Raw genomic sequence first — 21,194 nt, forward strand, 5'->3', positions numbered from 1 at the left:
CCGTGCGGTTCCGACTGACCGACGACCAGCGGGCGCTGAAGCAGGGCGTACGGGACGTACTCGCCCGGCTGTTCGGCCCCGGGGAACTCCGCGCGGCGGCCGACGCGGTGGGCCCGCCCCGCCTCGACCGGACCCGCTGGCGCGCCCTCGGCGAGGCAGGCCTGTTCGCCCTCTGCCTTCCCGAACGGGCCGGCGGCATCGGCCTGGGCCTCCCCGAAGCGGTCCTCGCCTTCGAGGAAGTCGGCCGCTCGCTCCTCCCCGGCCCCACCGTCGCCACCCACCTGGCCGCGGCCACGGTCCCCGGGGCCGCCACCGGAGAAACCGTCGTCACCTCGGTCGACGGCGACCTGGTGGAATGGCTGGAGGAGTCGGACGTCATACACGGAGACACGACCGGAGCCACGCCTCTACGCTCCATGGACCCACTCACGCCCTTGCACCGGAGGTACGTAGCTGCGGGCAGTCGTGCCGCTGGGGCGGCACGGGTGGGCGCAGCGGCACCTCTTCAGCGTGGGCAAGCGACCCCACCCCCGCCCAGCACCGACACCGCCGCACCGCATACCGACGGCACCGGCACCACCTCACCCCGCGTCGCAGACCTCCTCACCGCCGCCGAACAACTCGGCACCGCCCTCCGCGTCTGCGAACTCGCCGTGCAACACGCCCGGACCCGAGAACAGTTCGGCACCCCGATCGGCGCCTTCCAAGCCGTCAAACACCTCTGCGCCGACATGCTGGTCCGCGCCGAGACAGCCCGCGCCGCCGTCTACGCCGCCGCCCTCACCGCCACCCCGGAGGACATCGCCGCCGCCCGCCTCCTCGCCGACGAGGCCGCCGTACGCGGCGCCCGCGACTGCCTCCAGGTGCACGGCGGCATGGGCTTCACCTGGGAGGCGGACGTCCACCTCCACCTGAAGCGGGCCTGGGTGCGCGCCGCGCGCGGCGGCGGCAGCGCGGAGCACGAGGAGCTGCTGGCCGCCGATCTGCTGACCTGAGCGGCGCGCGATGTCGCCGATCGTGGCAACGCCGGAATCACGGAGCGTCGATACCGGGTTGTGTCCTCGACGTGACTCGTCACGGGCGGTCGCCGGGCGGCCCCTCCGGTACCTTGTCCGGTGTGCGAGTGGTTCCGAGCCAGTGCCGTGCCGGAGGCGCCCCGGGGGCCTCTCCGGGCCGTACGGTGCGCGCCGCTGCTCGCGGGGCGGTAAGGGCTTGCGCCACCGCCTGTTCGACTCCTCCGCTTGAGCGTCGCACAGTATGCCGTACGGGTACTCCTTCGCGCTGGAATATGCCTGAAGCGCTTGTTGGAGTGACTGTACGTCAACCATGCTGTCTCTCAAGGGAATCACGTTCCGTGACCCCTGCGCTGGCTGTTGTTCTGGTCATGCAGAAAATGGCTACGATCGTGGCCCTCGTCGTGATGCTCGTCGCGGCCTCTGCTGCGGCGTTCGCACGGCGTGCGGTCATGTGTCCGCCGGTTCGGATGGTGTGAGCGGTGCAGGTGCTTCAAGTGCAGCTGGAGATCCGGCCCGACCCCGCGGAGGTGGGGCGGGCCCGCAGGTGGGTCCGTTCCCGGCTCGCCGGATGGGGCGCGGGGGACGATGAACCCGTGGCCGAGACCCTGGTCCTGCTCGTCTCCGAACTGGTGACCAACGCCGTGGTGCACACCGGCCGTCCGGCCGTGCTGCGCCTCTCCCTGCCGGGAGCGGCGGCGGACCTCGGGGACGCGGCCGCCACGGCCACCGTCCGCCTGGAGGTCGCCGACACCAGCACCCGCGCGCCCGTCCCGCGCTGCGTCGGCGGCGACGCCACCGGCGGCCGGGGCCTCGCGCTCGTCGACTGCCTCGCCGACCGCTGGGGCTGGAGCTCCGACGACGCCGGCAAGAGCATCTGGTGCGAACTCGACCGGTGCGACGCCGCCGGGGAGGGCGCGGCGGTGGCGTACGGGGGCGGACGGTCCGCGTACGAGGATCTGGCGTACGAGGCGGTGTGACCGCCCGGTGCGGTGGTGCGCCGGGTGGTGCACCCGTGCGCGGGTCCTGCAAAAGGGATGTAAGTGATGAATCGCTCCACCCGTGTTGACGCCCGGTGACTGCTTGAACACGCTTGTGGGCAACGATTCGCCGCGAGGGGACGACGAGGGCAGGGGCCGAGGGGGGACGCCCTCGTCGAGAGTGGGTCGAGTCGGATGGCGGCGCGTGACGCATGCGTGGGGGCGTGTGCGTGGGGGGCGCGCCGCCAACCCGGCCGCGGGACGGGGTCGTTCAGAAAACGGCCACCGGGGCGACCGGAGTTCCAGTGGCTCCGACGAACGGCTCGGGCATCGCCGACAGCAGGAACGCGTACCGCCCCTCTTCTCCACAGGCTGTGGACAACTCTTCGAGGTTCCAGTTCTGGCCCTGGAGCATCCCCATCTCCACCAGGTCCAGGGCGTGCACCGGCAGCCACAGGTTCTCGATCTCCGGAGGGAAGATCTCGAACGTGAGGGTGTCGTTGGCGACCGCCGCCACATCGCGCGCGTGGAACCACTCCGGGCAGCGCACCGACAGCCCCGGCGACGGATAGCCGTACCCGTGCTTGTCCCCGGCCAGATACACCCGCACCTGGCCGGTCCGCACCAGCACGACGTCCCCGGCGCGCACCCGCACCCCGCCGAACTCCTCCGCCGCCGCCAGGTCCTCCGGCGTGACGGCGTGCCCGCCCGCCAGCCGGTCCACGCCCCGCGCTCGGGCCACGTCCAGCAGCACCCCGCGCGAGACGACGTGCCGCGCCTTGTCGATCCCGGCGAACTCCGCGCCCCCGTGCGCGGTGACGGTGCCGGCCGGGCGGCCGTTGTAGAGCCGCCCCGAGTGCGAGACATGCGTCAGCGCGTCCCAGTGGGTGCCGGCCTGCAGCCCCATGGTCACCACGTCGTCGCTGCACGCGACCGTGCCGGGGCCGAAGAGCTCCTGGTTGACCTGCACCATCGCGTGCAGCGGATTGACCCGCCCCGGGATCATCCCGGTCTGCACGCCGTCCTGCTTCAGCGGCAGCGCGAGGGGGACGCGGCGGCCGGTGCGCACGGTCGCTGCGGCCTCCCGCACCACCGCGTCCGTGATCAGGTTCAGGGTGCCGATCTCGTCGTCCGCCCCCCAACGCCCCCAGTTGTTCACCCGCTTGGCGATGTCGTGGAACTCGTCCGGCAGTGACATCCGGTGCCTCCCCGGGGCTTGTGTCCGACCGTCCGGCGCGCCATAAAATCTAACGGACCGTCAGAAACCGCGGGAAGGGGCCGGACGTGGGGAACTTCTTGGCAGGCAGGGTCGTCGCCGTGACGGGCGCCGGGCGGGGCATCGGCCGGGCGGTCGCGCGGGCGGCCGCCGCCGAGGGAGCGAAGGTCGTCGTCAACGACTACGGGGTCGCCGCCGACGGCACCGCGCCGGCGAGCGAGGTCGCCGACGCCGTCGTCAAGGAGATCGAGGCGGCCGGCGGGGAGGCGGTCGCCGTCGCCGACGACATCTCCACCATGGCGGGCGGGCGGCGGGTCGTGGACACCGCGCTCGAACGGTACGGGCGGATCGACGGGGCCGTGTGCGTCGCGGGCATCCTGCGCGAGCGGATGCTGTTCAACATGACCGAGGAGGAGTGGGATCCGGTGATCGCCACCCACCTCAAGGGCACCTTCACCGTCTTCCGCGCCGCGGCTGCCGTCATGCGCCGGCAGCGGTCGGGCACCCTGATCGGCTTCACCAGCGGCAACCATCAGGGGTCCGTCTCCCAGGCCAACTACAGCGCGGCCAAGGGCGGCGTCATCTCGCTCGTCCGCAGTGCGGCGCTGGGGCTGAACAAGTACGGGGTGACCGCGAACGCGGTCGCGCCCGTCGCCCGTACGCGGATGTCGGCGGGGGTGCCGATGGAGCTGAAGGAGATCGGTGAGCCGGAGGACGTGGCCGCGCTGGTCGTCTACCTCCTGTCCGGGGAGGCTGCCGCGCAGGGCATCACCGGGCAGGTCTACACCGTCGCCGGGCCGAAGATCGCGGTCTGGGCCCAGCCGAGGGAACTGCGTTCGGCTCACGTGGAGGGGGGGTGGACTCCGGCCCGGGTGGGGGAGGTGCTGGGGGGGAGCGTGGGGGCGGATCCCATGCCGATGCTGTCGCAACTGGCGGCGATGGAATCCGCGGCGCGCGGCGCGGCTCGACCGAACGCCTGATGACTCGGGCCGCGTTGTGGTCTGGCGAGCGCGGGTGCGTGGTGGTTTTTCGCGCAGTTCCCCGGCGCCCCTGGGGGTGGTGGCGGTGGTGGGGCACGTGCGGGTGCGTGGGGGCTTGTCGCGCAGTTCCCCGCGCCCCTGACGGGGCACTGGCCCCGGGGTCGGCTTCCCAGCCGCCCCAGCCGCGGGCATGCGTGCTGCTAGGGGCGGCACGGGTGGGCGCGGCGGCACCCTGTCAGCGCCGGTGAGCGGACCCACGCCCGGCCCGCTGTCCTTTCGGTAGCGATTGAGGTGGCTCGTATGGAGTTTGCGTTCAGTGGAGCGGACGAGGAGTTCAGGGGTGAAACCCGCGCCTGGCTCGGTGAGCACGGCACACCACGGGTCGACCGCCGGAGTTGGGAACGCACCCTCGGGAAAGGGGGGTGGATCGGGCTGGGGTGGGGTGAGGAGGGGTACGGGAACCGGGTCGTCGGGCTGACGCAGCAGGTCGTGTGGGCCGAGGAGTACGCGCGGGCCCAAGCGCCGCCCCGCTCCGGGCACATCGGAGAGAAACTGCTCGCGCCCACCCTCATCGCCCACGGCACCCAGGAGCAGAAGTCCCGCTTCCTTCCACCCATCGCCGCGGGCGAGGAACTCTGGTGCCAGGGCTACAGCGAACCCGGCGCCGGATCCGACCTCGCCGGCATCCGCACCACGGCGGTCCGGGACGGCACAGGCTCCGGCTACCGCATCAGCGGCCAGAAGATCTGGACCTCCCTCGCCCACGAGGCCGACTGGTGCTTCGTCCTCGCCCGCACCGACCCGGACTCCCGCCGCCACCACGGTCTGAGCTTCCTCCTCGTGCCCATGGACCAGCCCGGCCGGATCGACGTACGGCCCATCCGCCAGCTGACCGGCACCAGCGAGTTCAACGAGGTCTTCTTCGACGGGGCACACGCGCGTGCCGCGCACCTCGTCGGCGGCGAGGGCAACGGCTGGGCCGTCGCGATGAGCCTCCTCGGCTTCGAACGCGGCGTCTCCACCCTGGCCCAGCAGATCGGCTTCGCCGAGGAGCTGGCCCAGGTCGTGCGCACGGCCGTACGCACCGGAGCCGCCGACGACCCCGTCGTACGCGCCGCGCTCGTGCGCCAGTGGGCCGGACTCCGCGTCATGCGCTGGAACGCGCTGCGCACCCTCGGCGGTGACGCGGACCCGGCCGCGCCCAGCGTCGCCAAGCTGCTGTGGGGCAACTGGCACCAGCGGCTCGGCGAGCTGGCCGTACGGGTGCGGGGCGCCGAGGCGGCCGTAGGACCGAAGGACTGGTCGGCGGAGGCGCCGTACGAGGTCGACGCGGACCAGTACCTGTTCCTGTTCTCCCGGGCCGACACCATCTACGGCGGCTCGGACCAGGTGCAGCGCACAATCGTCGCCGAGCGGGTGCTCGGTCTGCCGAGGGAACCGAAGGGGGCCGTGTGATGCGTGGCGTGGTGTTCGACGGCGAGCGGGTCCAGGTGGTCGACGACCTGGACGTACGGGAGCCGGGGCCGGGCGAGGTGCTGGTCGCGATCGCGGCGGCCGGGCTGTGCCACAGCGACCTGTCGGTGGTGGACGGCACCATCCCGTTCCCGGCGCCCGTGGTGCTCGGCCACGAGGGCGCCGGGGTGGTGGAGGCGGTCGGCGCCGGCGTCGGCCATGTGGCGCCCGGCGACCACGTGGCCCTGTCCACGCTCGCCAACTGCGGCACCTGCCCGGAGTGCGACCGGGGCCGGCCGACCATGTGCCGGCAGGCGATCGGCCGGCCCGGCAGACCCTTCTCCCGGGCCGGCCGCCCGGTCCACCAGTTTGCCTCGAACTCGGCGTTCGCGGAACGCACGGTCGTCAAGGCGGTGCAGGCGGTACCGATCCCGAAGGACATCCCGCTGACCTCCGCCGCGCTGATCGGCTGCGGGGTGCTGACCGGGGTCGGCGCGGTGCTGAACCGGGCGCGGGTGGACCGCGGGGACAGCGTCGTCGTCATCGGGACGGGCGGCATCGGGCTGAACGTCCTCCAGGGCGCGCGGCTCGCGGGCGCCCTCCGGATCGTCGCCGTGGACGCCAACCCGGCCAAGGAGACGGTGGCCCGGCGGTTCGGCGCGACCGACTTCCTGACCTCGGCGGACGGCGTACGGGAGCTGCTGCCCACGGGCGCGGACCACGTCTTCGAGTGCGTGGGCCGCACCGAGCTGATCCGGCAGGCCGTCGACCTCCTCGACCGGCACGGCCAGGCCGTCCTCCTCGGCGTGCCCCCGGCCACGGCCGAGGCGTCCTTCCTGGTCTCCTCCATGTACCTGGACAAGTCCATCCTGGGCTGCCGCTACGGCTCCTCGCGCCCCCAGCGGGACATCGCCCTGTACGCCGGGCTGTACCGCCGAGGGCGCCTGCTGCTGGACGAGCTGGTGACCGAGACCTATCCGGTGGAGGACTTCGAGAAGGCCCGCGCGGACGCGGAGGCGGGCCGGGTGGCGCGCGGGGTGCTCACCTTCTGAGCGCATCCTGCCCCCGGCCTCCGTCCCCCCGTGCTCACATCCGCAGCGCGGTCGTCCGGAACGTCCGACGGTACGCCGTCGGCGTCACCCCGAGCGCCTGCTGCAGGTGCTGCCGCATCGACTGGGCCGTACCGAAGCCCGCTTCCTGGGCCACCTGGTCCACCGAGAGGTCGGTGGACTCCAGCAGGTGCCGGGCCCGTTCGACCCGCTGCCGGGTGAGCCACTGGCCGGGGCTGACGCCGGCCTCCTCGCGGAAGCGCCGGGTGAACGTGCGCACCGACATGGCCTCCTGCTCGGCCATGTCGCGCAGCTGGATCGGCTCGTGCAGCCGGCCGAGCGCCCAGGCGCGGGCCGCGGCGGTCGTGGCGAGCTGGGGGTCGGGGACCGGGCGGTGGATGTACTGGGCCTGGCCGCCGTCGCGGTGCGGCGGCACGACCGTGTGCCGGGCCACGTCGTTGGCGACGGCCGTGCCGTGGTCGCCGCGCACCATGTGCAGGCACAGGTCGATCCCGGCGGCCACCCCGGCCGAGGTCAGCACGTCACCGTCGTCGATGAACAGCACGTCCGCGTCGACCCGGACCTTCGGGAACAGCCGCTGGAAGCGGTCGGCGTCGGCCCAGTGCGTGGCCGCCGGGCGGCCGTCCAGGAGACCGGCGGCGGCGACGACGTACACGCCGGTGCAGATGGAGGCCAGCCGGGTGCCGGGCCGGATCAGGGCGAGCGCGGCGGCCAGCTCCCCGGTGAGCCTGCCCTCGTCGTAGACCGGCCCCATCTCGTACGACGCCGGGACGATCACGGTGTCGGCGGTGGCCAGGGCCTCCGGGCCGTGGGCCACGTGGATGGCGAAGTCGGCGTCCGTCTCGACCGGGCCGGGCGGCCGTACCGAGCAGGTCACGACCTCGTACAGCGGCCGGCCGTCCGCGTCCCTCGGGCGGCCGAAGATGCGGTGCGGGATGCCCAGCTCGAAGGGGAGCAGGCCGTCCAGGGCGAGGACGACGACGCGGTGCGGACGGTGCTTCCGGCCGGAAGAGGTCATGGCCCGATCCTAGCGAATGCTGTCCCTCGGGCCACTCGTTCGGAGGGTGCGGCTACCGCACCCTTTATGACGTGACTCAGACAAGCGAAGCCGCCGTCTCCCCCACCCGGCGCGGCCGGGCGCCCCTCGGGCGCCGGCGCGTGCACCGGGCCTGGTTCGTCGCCGCCATCACCTTCGTCACGATCATCGGCGCGGCGGCCTTCCGCTCCCTGCCGGGACTGCTCATCGACCCTTTGCACGGGGAGTTCGGCTGGTCGCGCGGCACGATCGGCGCGGCCGTCTCCATCAACCTCGCCCTGTACGGCCTCACCGCGCCGTTCGCGGCGGCGCTGATGGACCGCTTCGGCATCCGCCGCGTGGTCGCCGTCGCGCTGACCGTGATCGCGCTCGGCTCGGGCCTGACGGTGTGGATGACGGCGGCCTGGCAACTGCTGCTGTGCTGGGGCCTGCTGGTGGGCCTGGGCTCGGGCTCGATGGCCCTCGCCTTCGCCGCCACGGTCACCAACCGCTGGTTCACCGAGCGCCGGGGCCTGGTCACCGGCATCCTCACCGCGGCCTCCGCCTCCGGCCAGCTGATCTTCCTGCCGCTGCTGTCCTGGATGGTGGAGCACCACGGCTGGCGTCCGGCGGCCGTCACCGTGGCCCTGGCCGCGCTCGCCGTCGTCCCGTTCGTCTGGATCCTGCTGCGCGACCATCCGGCCGACGTCGGTCTGAAGCCGTACGGCGCCGAGGAGTTCGTGCCGAAGCCGCCGCCGGTGACCGGCGCCGCCCGCCGCACGGTCACCGTCCTCGGCTCCGCCGTGCGCACCGGGCCGTTCTGGCTGCTCGCCGGGACCTTCGCGATCTGCGGCGCCTCCACCAACGGCCTCGTCCAGACCCACTTCGTGCCGGCCGCCCACGACCACGGCATGCCGGTCACGGCGGCGGCCTCGCTGCTCGCGGTCATCGGTGTCTTCGACGTGGTCGGCACGGTCGCCTCCGGCTGGTTCACCGACCGCTTCGAGTCGCGCCGTCTGCTGGCCGTCTACTACGCCCTGCGCGGTGTCTCGCTCCTCTTCCTGCCCATGCTCCTGGCCCCCTCGGTCCACCCGCCGATGCTCTTCTTCATCGTCTTCTACGGCCTGGACTGGGTGGCCACCGTCCCGCCCACCCTGGCGCTGTGCCGGGAGCACTACGGCGAGGACAGCGCCATCGTGTTCGGCTGGGTCCTGGCCTCCCACCAGATCGGCGCGGCCGTCATCGCCTACCTCGGCGGCGTGGCCCGCGACGTCTTCGGCTCCTACGACGTCGTCTGGTACGCGTCCGGCACGCTGTGCGCGGCGGCGGCCCTGATGGCCCTGGTGATCAGGCGGACGACGCCACCGAAGCCCGTCCTGGCCGTCTCCTGAGGCCCGCGGGCACCCGTCTCCTGAGGCCCGCGGGAACCCGTCTCGGGCGGCACGCCGGCACCCGTCTCCTGAGGCCCGCGGGCACCCGTCTCGGGCGGCACGCGGGCACCCGTCTCCTGAGGCCCGCGGGCACCCGTCTCCTGAGGCCCGCGGGCACCCGTCTCCTGAGGCCCGCGGGCACCCGTCTCCTGAGGCCTGCGGGCACCCGTCTCCTGAGGCCTGCGGGCACCCGTCTCCTGAGGCCTGCGGGCACCCGTCTCCTGAGGCCTGCGGGCACCCGTCTCCTGAGGCCCGCGGGCACCCGTCTCCTGAGGCCCGCGGGCACCCGTCTCCTGAGGCCCGCGGGCACCCGTCTCGGGCGGCACGCCGGCACCCGTCTCCTGAGGCCCGCGGGCGCCCGTCTCCTGAGGCCCGCCGGCGCCCGCTCAGGCGCCGGACAGTCCGGTGAACCGCCCCCGGTGGAACACCAGCGGTGCGCCCTCCGCGTCGGCGTCGCCGAGGGCGTGCACCCGGCCGACGACGACGAGGTGGTCGCCGCCGGTGTGCACAGCGTGGACGGCGCAGTCCACCCAGGCGACGGCGCCGGCCAGCCGCGGCGCCCCGGAGACGGGCGCCGCGTCGTAGGCGACCCCGGCGAACTTGTCCGCGCCGCTCACCGCGAAGGCCCGGCACAACTCGCCCTGCCCGGCGCCGAGTACGTTGACGCAGAAGACGCCCGCGGCGGCGATGCGCGGCCAGGTCGAGGACGTACGGCCCACCATGAAGCAGATTAGGGGCGGATCGAGGGAGAGCGACGAGAAGGACTGACAGGCGAAGCCGGCCGGCGAGGGCGCGTCCCCGGTGCCGGGCGCGGTGACGACCGTCACGCCGGTCGCGAAGTTCCCGAGGACCCGGCGGAACTCGGCCGCCTCCACCGGCGCCCGCTCGTCCGCGCCGACACACCGCAACTCGGGCCGCGCCAACGCCTCCACCGGCCCCGCCGCCGGAGCCGACCTCAGATACCGGACAGCGGCGGCCGCCGCCCCTGCGTGACCCATCATCCCTCCATTGAAGTTGACGAACCGTCAGATGGGAAGAGCGGTGCCCGTCGCGGTGGGTGTCCGGCCAAGTACGGTTACGGAGTTCCGATGTCCGTGCCGCACGCTGGAGAAGTCCTCATGACCGTGATTCCCGAGTCCCACACCGACCTGCTCGAACGGCCCCTCTTCGGCCACCTCGGCACCCTGCGCCCGGACGGCGCCGTGCAGGTCAACCCGGTCTGGTTCCGCTGGGACGGCGAACTGCTGTGGTTCACCACGGAGAAGCGGCGCCACAAGTACCGCAATATCGTGAAGAACCCGCAGGCCACCCTCTCCGTCAACGACCCCGACAAGCCGTACCGCTACCTGGAGGTGCGCGGCACGATCGAGGAGATCGTCGACGACCCCTCCACCGACGGCTTCTTCACGCTCGCCGAGCGCTACGGCATGACCTTCGAGCGCCCCATCCCCGACGCCCCGCACCGCGTCCTGCTGGGCCTGCGCCCGCGGCACGCCACCTTCCAGTGACCCTGACCCCGCCGGTCACCGACGGCCTCACCGGCCGGTAAAGCCGGGGCTCCTGCGCTCCACGAAGGCCCGCAGTCCCTCCCCGGCGTCCCCGGTCGTCATGTTGATCTCCTGGGCGGCGGCCTCGGCGGCGAAGGCGCCGGCCCGGTCGCCGTCGAGGGAGGCGTTGACGAGCTGCTTGGTCAGCGCCAGGGCCCGGGTCGGCCCGGCGGCCAGACGAGCCGCCCACGCGCGGGACGTCTTCGCCAGATCGGCGTCCGGCACGACCCGGTTGACCAGGCCCAGGCGCTCCGCCTCCGCCGCCGGCAGCGCGTCCCCGAAGAGCATCAGCTCCTTCGCGCGCTGCGGGCCGGTCAGCCTGGGCAGCAGATAGGCCCCGCCGCCGTCCGGCACCAGCCCGCGCCGCACGAACACCTCGATGAACCGGGCCGACTCGGCGGCCAGCACCAGGTCGCAGGCGAGCGCGAGATGCGCGCCGAGCCCGGCCGCCGTGCCGTTCACGGCGGCGAGCACCGGCTTCTCGCAGTCCAGCACGGCCGAGACCAGCCGCTGGGCGCCCAGCCGGATCGTCCGGGCCACGTCCCCGGCGACCCGCTCCCCACCGCCTCCCGGGCCGCGCAGGTCGGCGCCCGCGCAGAACCCGCGCCCGGTCCCGGTGAGGACAACGGCCCGCACGTCCGGGTCCGCCGACGCCTGCTCCAGCAGCGCGGTCAACCGGTCCCGCAGCGCCGGCGTGAGCGCGTTCAGGGCTTCGGGACGGTCGAGGGTGAGGTACGCGACCTGGTCCCGCACCTCGTGCCGTACGGCACCGGCGGCGTGCTCCTCGCCGCTCACCGGCACATCACCAGCGCGTCCAGCGCCACCGCGCCCTGCCCCTGGGGCAGCACCAGCAGCGGGTTGATGTCCAGCTCCGCGATCCGGTCGCCCAGTTCCAGGGCCATGCGCTGCACCCGCAGCACGACCTCCACCAGGGCGTCCAGGTCGGCGGGGGGCCGCCCTCGCACCCCGTCGAGGAGGGCCCGGCCGCGCAGCTCGGCGCACATGTCCCGGGCCTGCCGCTCCCCGAACGGCGGCACGCGTACGGCGGTGTCGCGCAGCACCTCCACCAGCACCCCGCCCAGCCCCATCGTGACGGTCGGCCCGAACAGGTCGTCGTGGGTGACGCCGACGACCATCTCCACGCCCTGCTCGACCATCTGGCAGACCAGCACGCCGTCCAGCGGGACACCCTCGTAGCGGGCGATGTCGGTCAGCTCGCGGTAGGCGTCCCGGACCTGGCTGGCCGAGGTCAGGCCGATCTTCACCAGGCCCAGCTCGGTCTTGTGGGCGATCCGCGCGCCGGACGCCTTCATCACCACCGGGTAGCCGACCTGGGCGGCGGCCCGGACTGCGGCCGCCGCGCTGGTCACCAGCTGCTCGCGCGGCACCCGGATGCCGTAGGCGCGCAGCAGTTGCTTGGCCGCGTGTTCGCTGAGCTGCTGACCGGGCCGGATCAGTGCCTCCGCCTTGCGGTAGGAGGGGGAGAGGGCGCGCGGGGCCTCGTCGAAGGGGGAGCGGTAGTCGGCGGTGAAGCGGTGGTGGGCGAGCCAGGCGCCGACGGCGGTCAGGCAGTTGCCGACGGTGCGGAAGGTGGCCACCCGGGAGGAGCCCAGCAGGACGTCCCGGTACGCCGGCTCGGTGCCGACCGGCGATCCCCACACCACGCACACCAGCTTGTCGGTCTGCTCGGCCGCGTCCACCAGGTCCCGGACCAGCTTGTCGCTGAGCGGCGGGAAGGGGCCGGTGACCGGGCAGATCAGCACCCCGACCTCCGGGTCGGCGAGGATCGCGTCGATGATCTTCCGGCCGCGTTCGTCGCCGACCGGGTGGCCGCCGTTGTCGACCGGGTTGGCGACGCTCAGGTACTCGGGTATCCACTGGTGCAGCTCGGCCTGCTTCGGCTCCGAGAGCCGGGGGAGCCGCAGCCCCGCCCCGGCGGCCAGGTCGGCGACGTGGGCGCCGGTGCCGCCGGAGATGGAGTACACGACGACGCCCTCGGCGAGCGGCGCTCGCGCCCGCGCCAGCAGGGCGGCGGTGTCCTGGAGTTCGTCGAGGCCGTCGACGCGGACGACGCCGTACTGGCGCATGGCCGCGTCCACGACGTCGTCGGCGCCGGTGAGCTTGCCGGTGTGCGAGGCGGCCGTACGGGACCCGGCCTCGGTCCGGCCCACCTTCACCGCGACCACCGGCACCTTGCGGCGGGCGGCGCGGTCGGCGGCCAGCAGGAACGCGCGGCCGTCCTTCAGGCCCTCCACATAGGCGGCGATGGCACCGGTCTCCGGCTGCTCGGCGAAGTAGGAGATGAAGTCGGCGGTCTCCAGATCGGCCTCGTTGCCGGTCGGCGCCCAGTGCGAGAGGCGGATGCCCAGCTCCTGGAGGGCGAACACGGGCCGGCCCTGGTGCCCGGACTGGGTGATCAGCGCGATCGCCGGCCCGTCGAGGTCGTCCCGGAACCGCTCGAAGGCGTTGAGGTTGGTGTTCGGGCCGAGCAGCCGCAGCCCCGACCGCCGTACCGCCTCGGCGAGCCGCCGCTGGGCCTCGGCGCCCGCCGCGCCGGTCTCCGCGAACCCGGAGGCGAACGCGACCGCGAACTTCACCTTCGCCTCGGCGAGTTCCTCGATCACGGGCAGTGGATCGGCCACCAGCAGGACGGCCAGGTCGACCTGTTCGGGCAGTTCGGCGACCGACGGCCGGCACGGGATCCCGAACACCGACGGCCTGCTCGGGTGGACCGGGTGCACCCGGACCCCCACCCGCTCGGCCCAGGCCAGCAGTTGCCGCGTGATGCCCGTGTTGGGCCGCCCCTCGGTGTCGGAGGCGCCGATCACGGCGAGGGACTCGGGCCGGAAGAACCGCGCCAGATCGGGTACGTCCGCGTACAGGGGGCGTCCGCTGACGTCGAGGTCGTCGGCGTCGTCCGCGCGGCCGTGCACGACCGGTCCGGTCCGCTGCTCGCCGCAGGCGATGACCCGGGCCCGGCGGGCGTCGGTGGTGAGGGTGCCGTGGGTTGATCCAAGCATCGTTCCGCCCCGCCCTCTCGTGGTGGCAAATAGCTGACGCTCTGTCAGGTTACTTGAATTGACGGAGCGTCAGGAATGGGCTGGAACGGCAAAGTTACGACGACTACTGCTTCGTAGGGTCGAATGGGCAGGCGTGCGCACGCCGGTGTACGCGGACCGGCGTGTGACGGACGGGTGTACGCGGACGTGCCTGTGACGGACCGGTCTAAGCGGACCGGCGTGTGACGGACCGGTCTGCGCGGACCGGTCTGCACGGACCGGTCTGCACGGACCGGGCTACGCAGACTGGTGTGTGCGGACCGGTGTACGCAGGCCGGTGTACGGCTACCGCAGCCGGCGGGCCACCGCCTTGGCGATCCGCTCCGCGTCGAGCGCCAGCTCCCGGAACATCCCGCTGATGGGGTTGGTGAACCCGGTGAAGTACAGGCCGGGGGCCTCGGCCGGCGTCCGCTTCCCGTGTGCCACGGGCCGCCCGCGCTCGTCCAGTACGCCCAGGTGCCCGACGACCGGCTCCAGCGCCCGGACGTAGCCCGTCGCCGCGATCACCGCGTCCGGCGAGATCCGGCTCCCGTCCGTGAGGACCACCTTCCCGTCCTCGAACGACTCCACGGCGGCCGTGACCTCCACCGCCCCCGTGCGCACGGCGTCGATGATCCCCACGTCCTGCACCGGGATCGCGCCCGCCCGGGCCCGGGTGAGGCAGCCCTCGGTGGGCCGGGGAAGACCCTGGGCCGACAGATCCGGCACGCTGAGCCGGGCCAGCGCCCCGGCGAGCCGGTCGGCCAGACCCACCGGCACCCGCCGGATCAGCACCCCCGAGTACTGGGCGGCCCACCCGAAGGTCGAGCGGCGCACGATGTGCGGGGCCGTCCGCACGGCCAGCCGCACCCGCGCCGCCCCGCCCGCCACCAGGTCCACGGCGATCTCGGCGCCGGTGTTCCCGGCCCCGACGACCAGCACGTCCCGGCCCGCGTACGGCTCGGCGTCGCGGTAGTCACCGGCGTGCCGGAACTCACCGCCGTAGCCCTCCAGGCCCGGCCAGTCGGGGACGCGCGGGGTGTGGTTGTAGCCGGTGGCGACGACGACCGCGCTGCCGGTCAGCCGCCGTCCGCCGGAGGCGTGCAGCAGCCAGCCCTCGCCGTCCGCCGCCCGCTCGACGCGGAACACCTCCACGCCGGTGACGATCTCCAGCTCATGGTGCTCGGCGTACTTCTCCAGGTACCGCACCACGTCGTCCCGGGCCACCCAGCGCCCGAACCGGCGCGGGATCGCCAGCCCCGGCAGGGCGGACAGACGGCGGGTGGTGTGCAGCCGCAGCCGGTCGTAGTGCCCGCGCCAGGAGGCGCCCACCGCGTCGGACTTCTCCAGCACCACGGCCCGTATCCCGCGCGCCCGCAGCGCGTACGCGGCGGCCAGGCCACCGGGACCGGCACCGATGACGTACACCGGGCGGTCGTCGGTGGTCGGCGGGAGGAGCGCGGCGGAGGGACGGGAGACGGCCATGAGCGCGAGCGTAATCACATGCCCCGTTGATGGGTCTCGGTCAAGACCGGAATTGGTTGCGGATTGATCACGGCTGTGGAAGGTGTGCGCGCGGCCGGTGTCGCACCCGGGCCGGATGTGAGGGAAACCGTGCAGCCCCCTCGGCAAGGAGCGGCGAACTGACGTAGCGTCAGATTCATGCATGCGATCTGGCTCGACGGTGCACAGTGGCTCGCCGTGCTGCGGATCGGCCTCGGCCTGTGGTGGCTGGAGAGCTGGCGGCACAAGGACAAGAAGGCCTGGTTCGAGCGCGGGACCGGCATCGCGTGGGCGGCGGGCGTGGCCGCGGAACACCGCTGGGAAGCGGTCCGGGCCGGCTTCGACACGGTCGTGAAACCCCACCCGAAGGTGATGGCGTACGTCGTCGTCAACGCCGAACTCGCCCTCGGACTCGGCCTGGTCCTCGGCTTCCTGACCCCCGTGGCCCTGATCGCCGGGCTGCTGCTGAACGCCCTCTACTTCACCCTCATGATCCACGACTGGGCGGAGCAGGGCCAGAACACCATGATGGCGCTGATCTCCGCCGTCGCGTTCTTCGGCATGTCTTGGCAGGTGTGGTCGCTGGACGCGGCGGCGGGGTGGTTCGCGTGACCACCGCCCGCCACGACCTCCCCGAACCGGATGCCTTCACCCGCCCCTACTGGGACGCGGCCGCACAGGGCCGGCTCCTGCTGCGCCGCTGCGCGGCCTGCGCCCGCGCCCACCACTACCCGCGCGAGTTCTGCCCTCACTGCTGGAGCGAGGACGTCACCTGGGAGCGGGCGAGCGGCCGGGCCACCCTCTATACGTGGTCCACGGTCCACCGCAACGACCTGCCGCCCTTCGGCTCCCGCACCCCGTACGTGGCCGCCGTCGTGGACCTGGCCGAGGGGCCGCGCATGATGACGGAGCTGGTGGACTGCGGTGAGCCTCTGGCCGGAATGGAGCTGGAGGTGGCGTTCCGGGACGGAAATCCGGTGTTCAGACCGGCGAGCCGAGCGCGATCATGAGCGGATGGACGCTGACCGCCCCGCCGGCCCCGCTGACGCCCCTGACGCCGATGACTGGCAACTGACGGACGACCTGGACGACTTCCTGGGCCGCGCCGGGGACTTCCTGAGCTCCCGGCCCGCCCTGCACACCGTGCCCCTCACGGTGACGGACGCCCTGCGCCGCCGTGGTACGGGGATGTACGGCGACGAGCCTCCCCAGTACGGCATCCTCGGCGAACACACCGGCGGGGTGCGGGGCGTGTGGTTCCGGACACCGCCGTTCCCCGTCAACATCACCCCGCTCACGGCCGCCGACGCGGAGGCGCTGGCGGCCCACCTGGCCGAGCGCGGCCTGCCGGTCCCCGACGTCATGGCCGAGCGGGACACGGCGGAGGCCTTCGCCAAGGAGTGGGAGCGCCTGACCGGGGCGACGGCCGAGCTGCGGGAGCGCGAACGCCTGTACCGCCTCACCGAGCTGACGCCCCCGCGCCCCGCACCGGAGGGCCGCCCTCGCGTCGCCGGCCCCGCCGACCGGGACCTGCTCATCCGCTGGCACACGGAGTTCAAGGAAGCCGCGGGCCTGCGAGCGGGACAGCCCGCCGAGCAGTGGGCCGACGCCCGCATCGCCTACGGCGGCATCACCCTGTGGGAGACCCCCGACGGCACGCCCGTCTCCATGGCCGGGGCCACGCCGGAGATCGCCGGCCAGGTCCGCCTGGCCCCCGTCTACACCCTGGCCCACCTCAGGGGACGCGGATACGCGGGCGCGGTGACAGCCGCGGTGAGCGCGGCGGCCGTGGCGTCCGGGGTCACCGAGGTGCTCCTCTTCACCGACCTGGCCAACCCGACCAGCAACGCCCTGTACCAGCGCCTCGGCTACCGGGAGGTGGCCGACTTCGCGGTGTACGGGTTCGGGGAGTGAGGGGGCGGGGGCGCTACGGCCCCTGCGGGCTCGCCGCGGCCGCCGGCGGGTTCGCCAGGCCGCCAGAGGGTTTCGCCACGGCCACCGGCAGGTCCGCTACGGCCGCCTGGGTCCGCTACGGCCACAGCAGCCGCCGGTGCCAGTCCTCCCCCCTCCGCACGTACTCCAGCCGTACGTGGCGTCGCTCGGCGTCCCCCTGGAAGAACTCCACCGTCTCCGGGCGCAGCCGGTAGAGCGTCCACGTCGGGGACGGTTCCTGCGGGTTCCGCCGGGCTTGCTGCCAGGCGGCCTCCGACGTGCGGCGCAGCTCCTCCAGGGAGGGCAGCACCTCGCTCTGCCTGCCGGTCAGGGCCGCCGCCAGCGCGCCCGTCGACCGGGCGTGCAGGTCCGCCTGGCTCTCCGGTGAGGGCGCGGCGGTGACCGGGCCCCGCAGCCGGACCTGCCGGGCCAGCGCCGGCCAGTAGAAGACCAGGGCGGCGCGGGGGTGGGCGGCCAGGGCGCGTCCCTTGCGGCTCGTGGAGTGGGTCGCGAAGGACCAGCCCGACTCGTCGGCGCCGTGCAGCATCACGATCCGCACGTCCGGGTCGCCGTCCTCGTCGGTCGTGGCCAGGGACATGGTGTGCGGCTCCGGCTGCCCCGCGGCCACCGCCTCCGCGAACCATCTCGTGAACAGGCCGAGCGGCGCGTTCGGTGCCGTGTCCGGGTCGAACGGGCGCAGCTCGGTCACCTCGGGCGACCAGACCCGCAGTGTCCTCAGCAGTTCGTGGAGATCGGTGTGTGCCATGGGGGGAGTATCACCCGGCCCCCTGCCCCCGCCCCCGGTCCCGGTCGGGTGAGCGCGCAGCCGAGGATGCCGCGTCTCGTGGGGCCCTCAGTCCCGGCCCAGCACCACCGTCCCCGAGGAGCAGAACCAGCCCCCCGTACCGGAGGCCACGCCCAGGCGGGGCAACTCGCCGTCCCGCGCCCGCACTTGACGTTCACCGCCGTCGCCCCGCAGCTGCCTGACCGCCTCCACCAGCAAGAACAGGCCGCGCATGCCCGGGTGCTGGGCCGACAGTCCGCCCCCGTCCGTGTTCACCGGCAGCTCGCCGTCCCGCACCAGCAGCCGCCCCTTCTCGACGAAAGCCCCGCCCTCGCCCTTGGCGCAGAAGCCCAGGTCCTCCAGCGTCACCAGGGTCATGTAGGTGAAGGCGTCGTAGATCTCGGCGAAGTCCATCTCGGCCGGGCGCACCCCGGCCCGCTCGAAGGCGAGGCGGCCGCTGACCGCCGCCGGGGACACGGTGAAGTCGGGCCACTCCGACATGGCCGCGTGGGAGACGTGCTCGCCGGTGCCGAGGATCCAGACGGGGGCGGTGCGGCAGTCCCGTACGTACTCCTCGGCCGCCAGCAGGACCGCCGCCCCGCCGTCGGAGCGGAGGCAGCAGTGCAGCTTGGTGAACGGGTCGGCGATCATCGGCCCGGACAGGACGTCGTCGACCGTGACGGGCTCGCGGAACATGGCCTCGGGGTTCAGCGCCGCGTTGGCCCTGGCCTGTACGGCGATCTGGGCCAACTGTGCGACGGTCGTACCGTGTTCGATCATGTGGCGGCGGGCCGCCATCGCGTACTTGGCGATCAGGGTGTGGCCGTAGGGGACCTCGAACTGGAGGGGGCCGCGGGCGCCGAAGGACAGGTTGCCCGTCCTGCGGCCGGCCTTGATGTCCGCGCGCGCCGTCGAGCCGTAGACCAGCAGGACGGCGTTCGCGTGACCGGCGGCTATCGCGTCCGCCGCGTGCGCCGCCATGACCTCCCAGGTGGAGCCGCCGACCGAGGTGGAGTCCACCCAGGTGGGGCGCAGACCCAGGTACTCGGCCACCTCCACCGGGGCGAGCGTGCCCAGGCCGGCGGAGGCGAGGCCGTCGACCAGCGAGCGGTCCAGACCGGCGTCCGCGAGGGCCCGGCGGGCCGCCTGGGCGTGCAGGGTGTACGGGGTCGCGTCGTCCACCCGGCCGCAGTCGGAGAGGGCTGCACCCACCACCGCGACCTTTCGGCTCCCTCGGCTCATGGATCTGACGGTACATCAGATCTGGCGCGCCGCGTACCTCTGGGCATCCCTGCTCCCCGCCCCTAATATGACGGACCGTCAGATCAGGAGAGGACGGTACAGCCATGGACACGCGCCTCACCGCCGAGCAGGACGAGATCCGCCGTACCCTGCGCGAACTGCTGAGTGAACGCTGCGGGGCCGGGGAACTGCGGGCCGCCCTCGACACCCCGGCCGGCCACGACCCCGACCTGTGGGCGGCCCTCGCAGGCCGGCTCGGACTGCCGGGGCTCGCGCTCCCCGAGGCGTACGGCGGTGTCGGCTGCTCGGTCACCGAACTCGCCCTCGCCTGCGAGGAGGTGGGGCGCGCGCTCGTGCCCAGCCCGCTGTTCGCCACCGCCGTCCTCGCCGCCCCGCTGATCCTCGCCCTCGGCACCGAGGCCCAGCGGGCCGGACTGCTGCCCCGGCTGGCCGCCGGCACCCTCACCGCGGCCCTCGCCGTCCCCGGGCCGGCCGTCACCACCGCCCTCGCCCTGACGGGCGGGAACGGCGGGACCTGGGCCGGCGGCGGCCGGGCGGGAGGAGTCCAGGCCCGCCGGGGAACGGACGGCTGGCGGCTGTACGGGCAGGCCGACCAGGTACTGGACGGGCACAGCGCCGGCCTGCTCGTCGTCGCCGCGCACACCGGCGGGTTCGCCCGCTCGCGGACGCTGCTCTTCCTGGTGGCGGGGGACGCGCAGGGGGTCGTACGGACCCGGCAGACGGCACTCGACGCGACGCGCCCGCAGGGCCGGGTCCAACTGCGTGATGCGGCGGCGGAGTTGCTGGGAGAAACGGACGCCGACGCCGACGCCGACGCCGACGCCGACGCCGACGGTGACGTGCTGCGCGCGCTGGCCGCCGTGGGGGACACCGCCGCCGCCGTGCTCGCCGCCGAGGCCGTCGGGGCCGCCGACCGGGTGCTGGAGCGGACCGTGGAGTACGTCGGTCAGCGGGAGCAGTTCGGGCGGCCCGTCGGATCGTTCCAGGCCGTCAAGCACCGGCTGGCCGATGTGTACGTGGCCGTGCAGGCGGCCCGGTCGGCCGCCTGCTACGCGGCCTGGGCCGTCGCCCAGGGGGAGACCGTCGGCGGGCTCGCGCTCGCGCAGGCGCTGGAGGCGCTGCGGTGCGCGGCCGGGGAGGCGATCCAGCTGCACGGGGGCATCGGGTTCACCTGGGAGCACGAGGCCCACCTGTACTTCAAGCGCGCCGCCGGGGACGAGCTGCTCTTCGGGCCGGTGCACCGGCTGCGCGACCGGGCCGCCGAACGGGCCGGGCTGTTCACCCGCGAGGAGGTGGCGGTATGACGGGCGCCGTCGGTGTGCGGTTCGTGCAGAAGGTGTCGTCCACCCGGGGGTTCGCGAAGGTCGCCCCGCATGTGGTGCCCGCCCTGGACCGGGCCGTCCACCGGCTCACCCGGGGCCGGGTCCTGCTCAGCGCGCACATGCTGCCCGGGGTGATCCTCACCTCCACCGGCGCCCGCAGCGGGCAGCCCCGCCGGACCCCGCTGGCCTGCATGCCGGAGGACGGGGGCCGCGGCTGGCTGCTGGTCGGCTCCAACTTCGGCCGGACCGGCCACCCCGCCTGGACCCACAACCTGCTGGCCCACCCGGACGCCTCGATCAGCTGGAAGGGCGCCGACATCCCGGTCACGGCCCGGCCGCTGACGGGGGAGGAACGGGCGGCGGCCTGGCGGGCCCTGCTCGCGTTCTGGCCGCCGTACGCCATCTACCAGGCCCGGGTGGAGCGCGAGATCCGGGTGTTCCGGCTCACCCGGCGGTAGTGCCCTGACCTCCCGGTCGGTCTAGGTCCTGTCGTCAAATTCCCGCCGTCCGCCCGGAGGGCGGGCCCCGCGCCCGCCGCGATGGGGCACCTCCCGCGCGAGCGAAGCCGAGCGTGGGGGGAGGCTGATGTCGCCGTAGGCGCGTGCTCTGGGGGCCCCGGCCGGAGGCGGGGGGAGCGTGCATGGCGTCG

Annotated in this window: 21 protein-coding genes; 13 read left to right on the forward strand and 8 right to left on the reverse strand. The window is 73.8% G+C overall.

Annotation, left to right across the window (positions count from 1 at the left end; all coding sequences use genetic code 11):
* The first annotated feature begins 2 nt into the window (after positions 1 to 2).
* From DBP14_RS19685 to DBP14_RS19695, 3 genes are all read left to right on the forward strand, one after another.
* Positions 3 to 995, forward strand: a complete 993-nt coding sequence (locus DBP14_RS19685) for an acyl-CoA dehydrogenase family protein (RefSeq protein WP_129308480.1) — start codon at positions 3 to 5, stop codon at positions 993 to 995.
* A gap of 359 nt (positions 996 to 1,354) precedes the next feature.
* Complete coding sequence (locus tag DBP14_RS36120) at positions 1,355 to 1,492, forward strand: hypothetical protein (RefSeq protein ID WP_164992364.1); 138 nt, start codon at positions 1,355 to 1,357, stop codon at positions 1,490 to 1,492.
* A gap of 18 nt (positions 1,493 to 1,510) precedes the next feature.
* Positions 1,511 to 1,993: an ATP-binding protein gene (locus DBP14_RS19695; RefSeq protein ID WP_129311968.1), complete on the forward strand. Its 483-nt coding sequence runs from the start codon at positions 1,511 to 1,513 to the stop codon at positions 1,991 to 1,993.
* Positions 1,994 to 2,264: 271 nt separating this feature from the next.
* On the opposite strand, the gene DBP14_RS19700 is transcribed toward DBP14_RS19695, so the two are convergent.
* Complete coding sequence (locus DBP14_RS19700; protein WP_129308481.1) at positions 2,265 to 3,191, reverse strand: cyclase family protein; 927 nt, start codon at positions 3,189 to 3,191, stop codon at positions 2,265 to 2,267.
* Between the two features lie 86 nt (positions 3,192 to 3,277).
* On the opposite strand from DBP14_RS19700, the gene DBP14_RS19705 reads away from it, so the two are divergent.
* From DBP14_RS19705 to DBP14_RS19715, 3 genes are all read left to right on the forward strand, one after another.
* On the forward strand, positions 3,278 to 4,189 hold the full coding sequence (locus tag DBP14_RS19705) for an SDR family oxidoreductase (protein ID WP_129308482.1): 912 nt from the start codon (positions 3,278 to 3,280) through the stop codon (positions 4,187 to 4,189).
* A 300-nt stretch (positions 4,190 to 4,489) separates the two neighbouring features.
* On the forward strand, positions 4,490 to 5,644 hold the full coding sequence (locus DBP14_RS19710) for an acyl-CoA dehydrogenase family protein (RefSeq protein WP_129308483.1): 1,155 nt from the start codon (positions 4,490 to 4,492) through the stop codon (positions 5,642 to 5,644).
* The gene (locus tag DBP14_RS19715; protein ID WP_129308484.1) at positions 5,644 to 6,693 is read left to right on the forward strand and encodes a Zn-dependent alcohol dehydrogenase; all 1,050 of its coding nucleotides are present in this window, start codon (positions 5,644 to 5,646) and stop codon (positions 6,691 to 6,693) included. Before DBP14_RS19710 ends, DBP14_RS19715 begins: the two co-directional genes overlap by 1 nt.
* A 34-nt stretch (positions 6,694 to 6,727) precedes the next feature.
* Here the strand turns inward: DBP14_RS19715 and DBP14_RS19720 are convergent, their stop codons facing one another.
* Positions 6,728 to 7,729: a helix-turn-helix domain-containing protein gene (locus DBP14_RS19720; RefSeq protein ID WP_129308485.1), complete on the reverse strand. Its 1,002-nt coding sequence runs from the start codon at positions 7,727 to 7,729 to the stop codon at positions 6,728 to 6,730.
* Positions 7,730 to 7,800: 71 nt separating this feature from the next.
* On the opposite strand from DBP14_RS19720, the gene DBP14_RS19725 reads away from it, so the two are divergent.
* A complete protein-coding gene (locus tag DBP14_RS19725; RefSeq protein WP_206739306.1) occupies positions 7,801 to 9,117 on the forward strand; it encodes an MFS transporter in 1,317 nt (438 codons plus the stop codon).
* A 425-nt stretch (positions 9,118 to 9,542) separates the two neighbouring features.
* Here the strand turns inward: DBP14_RS19725 and DBP14_RS19730 are convergent, their stop codons facing one another.
* On the reverse strand, positions 9,543 to 10,154 hold the full coding sequence (locus tag DBP14_RS19730) for a flavin reductase family protein (protein ID WP_129311970.1): 612 nt from the start codon (positions 10,152 to 10,154) through the stop codon (positions 9,543 to 9,545).
* A 120-nt stretch (positions 10,155 to 10,274) separates the two neighbouring features.
* Here DBP14_RS19730 and DBP14_RS19735 point away from each other — a divergent pair, with 120 nt between their 5' ends.
* Complete coding sequence (locus DBP14_RS19735; protein WP_129308486.1) at positions 10,275 to 10,664, forward strand: PPOX class F420-dependent oxidoreductase; 390 nt, start codon at positions 10,275 to 10,277, stop codon at positions 10,662 to 10,664.
* Positions 10,665 to 10,691: 27 nt separating this feature from the next.
* On the opposite strand, the gene DBP14_RS19740 is transcribed toward DBP14_RS19735, so the two are convergent.
* The 3 genes from DBP14_RS19740 to DBP14_RS19750 all read right to left on the reverse strand — a co-directional run bounded on the left by DBP14_RS19740 (position 10,692) and on the right by DBP14_RS19750 (position 15,226).
* Positions 10,692 to 11,498, reverse strand: coding sequence for an enoyl-CoA hydratase-related protein (locus DBP14_RS19740; RefSeq protein WP_129308487.1), 807 nt, complete (start codon positions 11,496 to 11,498; stop codon positions 10,692 to 10,694).
* Entirely contained in the window at positions 11,495 to 13,723 is a 2,229-nt protein-coding gene (locus DBP14_RS19745) for an acetate--CoA ligase family protein (RefSeq protein ID WP_129308488.1), read from the reverse strand. The genes DBP14_RS19740 and DBP14_RS19745 overlap by 4 nt, the downstream gene beginning before the upstream one ends.
* Positions 13,724 to 14,047: 324 nt before the next feature.
* Positions 14,048 to 15,226, reverse strand: a complete 1,179-nt coding sequence (locus DBP14_RS19750; RefSeq protein ID WP_129308489.1) for an NAD(P)/FAD-dependent oxidoreductase — start codon at positions 15,224 to 15,226, stop codon at positions 14,048 to 14,050.
* Positions 15,227 to 15,403: 177 nt separating this feature from the next.
* On the opposite strand from DBP14_RS19750, the gene DBP14_RS19755 reads away from it, so the two are divergent.
* From DBP14_RS19755 to DBP14_RS19765, 3 genes are read left to right on the forward strand one after another with little or no spacing between them, the layout of a single operon-like run.
* Positions 15,404 to 15,856: a DoxX family membrane protein gene (locus DBP14_RS19755; RefSeq protein WP_129308490.1), complete on the forward strand. Its 453-nt coding sequence runs from the start codon at positions 15,404 to 15,406 to the stop codon at positions 15,854 to 15,856.
* On the forward strand, positions 15,853 to 16,254 hold the full coding sequence (locus DBP14_RS19760) for a Zn-ribbon domain-containing OB-fold protein (protein WP_129308491.1): 402 nt from the start codon (positions 15,853 to 15,855) through the stop codon (positions 16,252 to 16,254). Before DBP14_RS19755 ends, DBP14_RS19760 begins: the two co-directional genes overlap by 4 nt.
* A 4-nt stretch (positions 16,255 to 16,258) precedes the next feature.
* On the forward strand, positions 16,259 to 17,158 hold the full coding sequence (locus tag DBP14_RS19765; RefSeq protein WP_129308492.1) for a GNAT family N-acetyltransferase: 900 nt from the start codon (positions 16,259 to 16,261) through the stop codon (positions 17,156 to 17,158).
* Positions 17,159 to 17,273: 115 nt separating this feature from the next.
* Here DBP14_RS19765 and DBP14_RS19770 read toward each other — a convergent pair whose 3' ends face one another.
* Positions 17,274 to 17,942 (reverse strand): pyridoxal 5'-phosphate synthase, encoded by a 669-nt coding sequence (locus DBP14_RS19770; RefSeq protein WP_129308493.1) that lies wholly within the window; start codon positions 17,940 to 17,942, stop codon positions 17,274 to 17,276.
* 87 nt (positions 17,943 to 18,029) lie between these two features.
* The gene (locus DBP14_RS19775) at positions 18,030 to 19,202 is read right to left on the reverse strand and encodes an acetyl-CoA acetyltransferase (protein WP_129308494.1); all 1,173 of its coding nucleotides are present in this window, start codon (positions 19,200 to 19,202) and stop codon (positions 18,030 to 18,032) included.
* A 104-nt stretch (positions 19,203 to 19,306) separates the two neighbouring features.
* On the opposite strand from DBP14_RS19775, the gene DBP14_RS19780 reads away from it, so the two are divergent.
* Together DBP14_RS19780 and DBP14_RS19785 are read left to right on the forward strand one after the other, a co-directional pair.
* Positions 19,307 to 20,527, forward strand: a complete 1,221-nt coding sequence (locus DBP14_RS19780) for an acyl-CoA dehydrogenase family protein (protein ID WP_129308495.1) — start codon at positions 19,307 to 19,309, stop codon at positions 20,525 to 20,527.
* Positions 20,524 to 21,003, forward strand: a complete 480-nt coding sequence (locus DBP14_RS19785) for a nitroreductase family deazaflavin-dependent oxidoreductase (RefSeq protein WP_129308496.1) — start codon at positions 20,524 to 20,526, stop codon at positions 21,001 to 21,003. Before DBP14_RS19780 ends, DBP14_RS19785 begins: the two co-directional genes overlap by 4 nt.
* The last annotated feature ends 191 nt before the right edge of the window (positions 21,004 to 21,194 follow it).

Origin of the sequence: Streptomyces sp. L2, from assembly GCF_004124325.1 — a bacterium.
Taxonomy (GTDB): Bacteria; Actinomycetota; Actinomycetes; order Streptomycetales; family Streptomycetaceae; genus Streptomyces.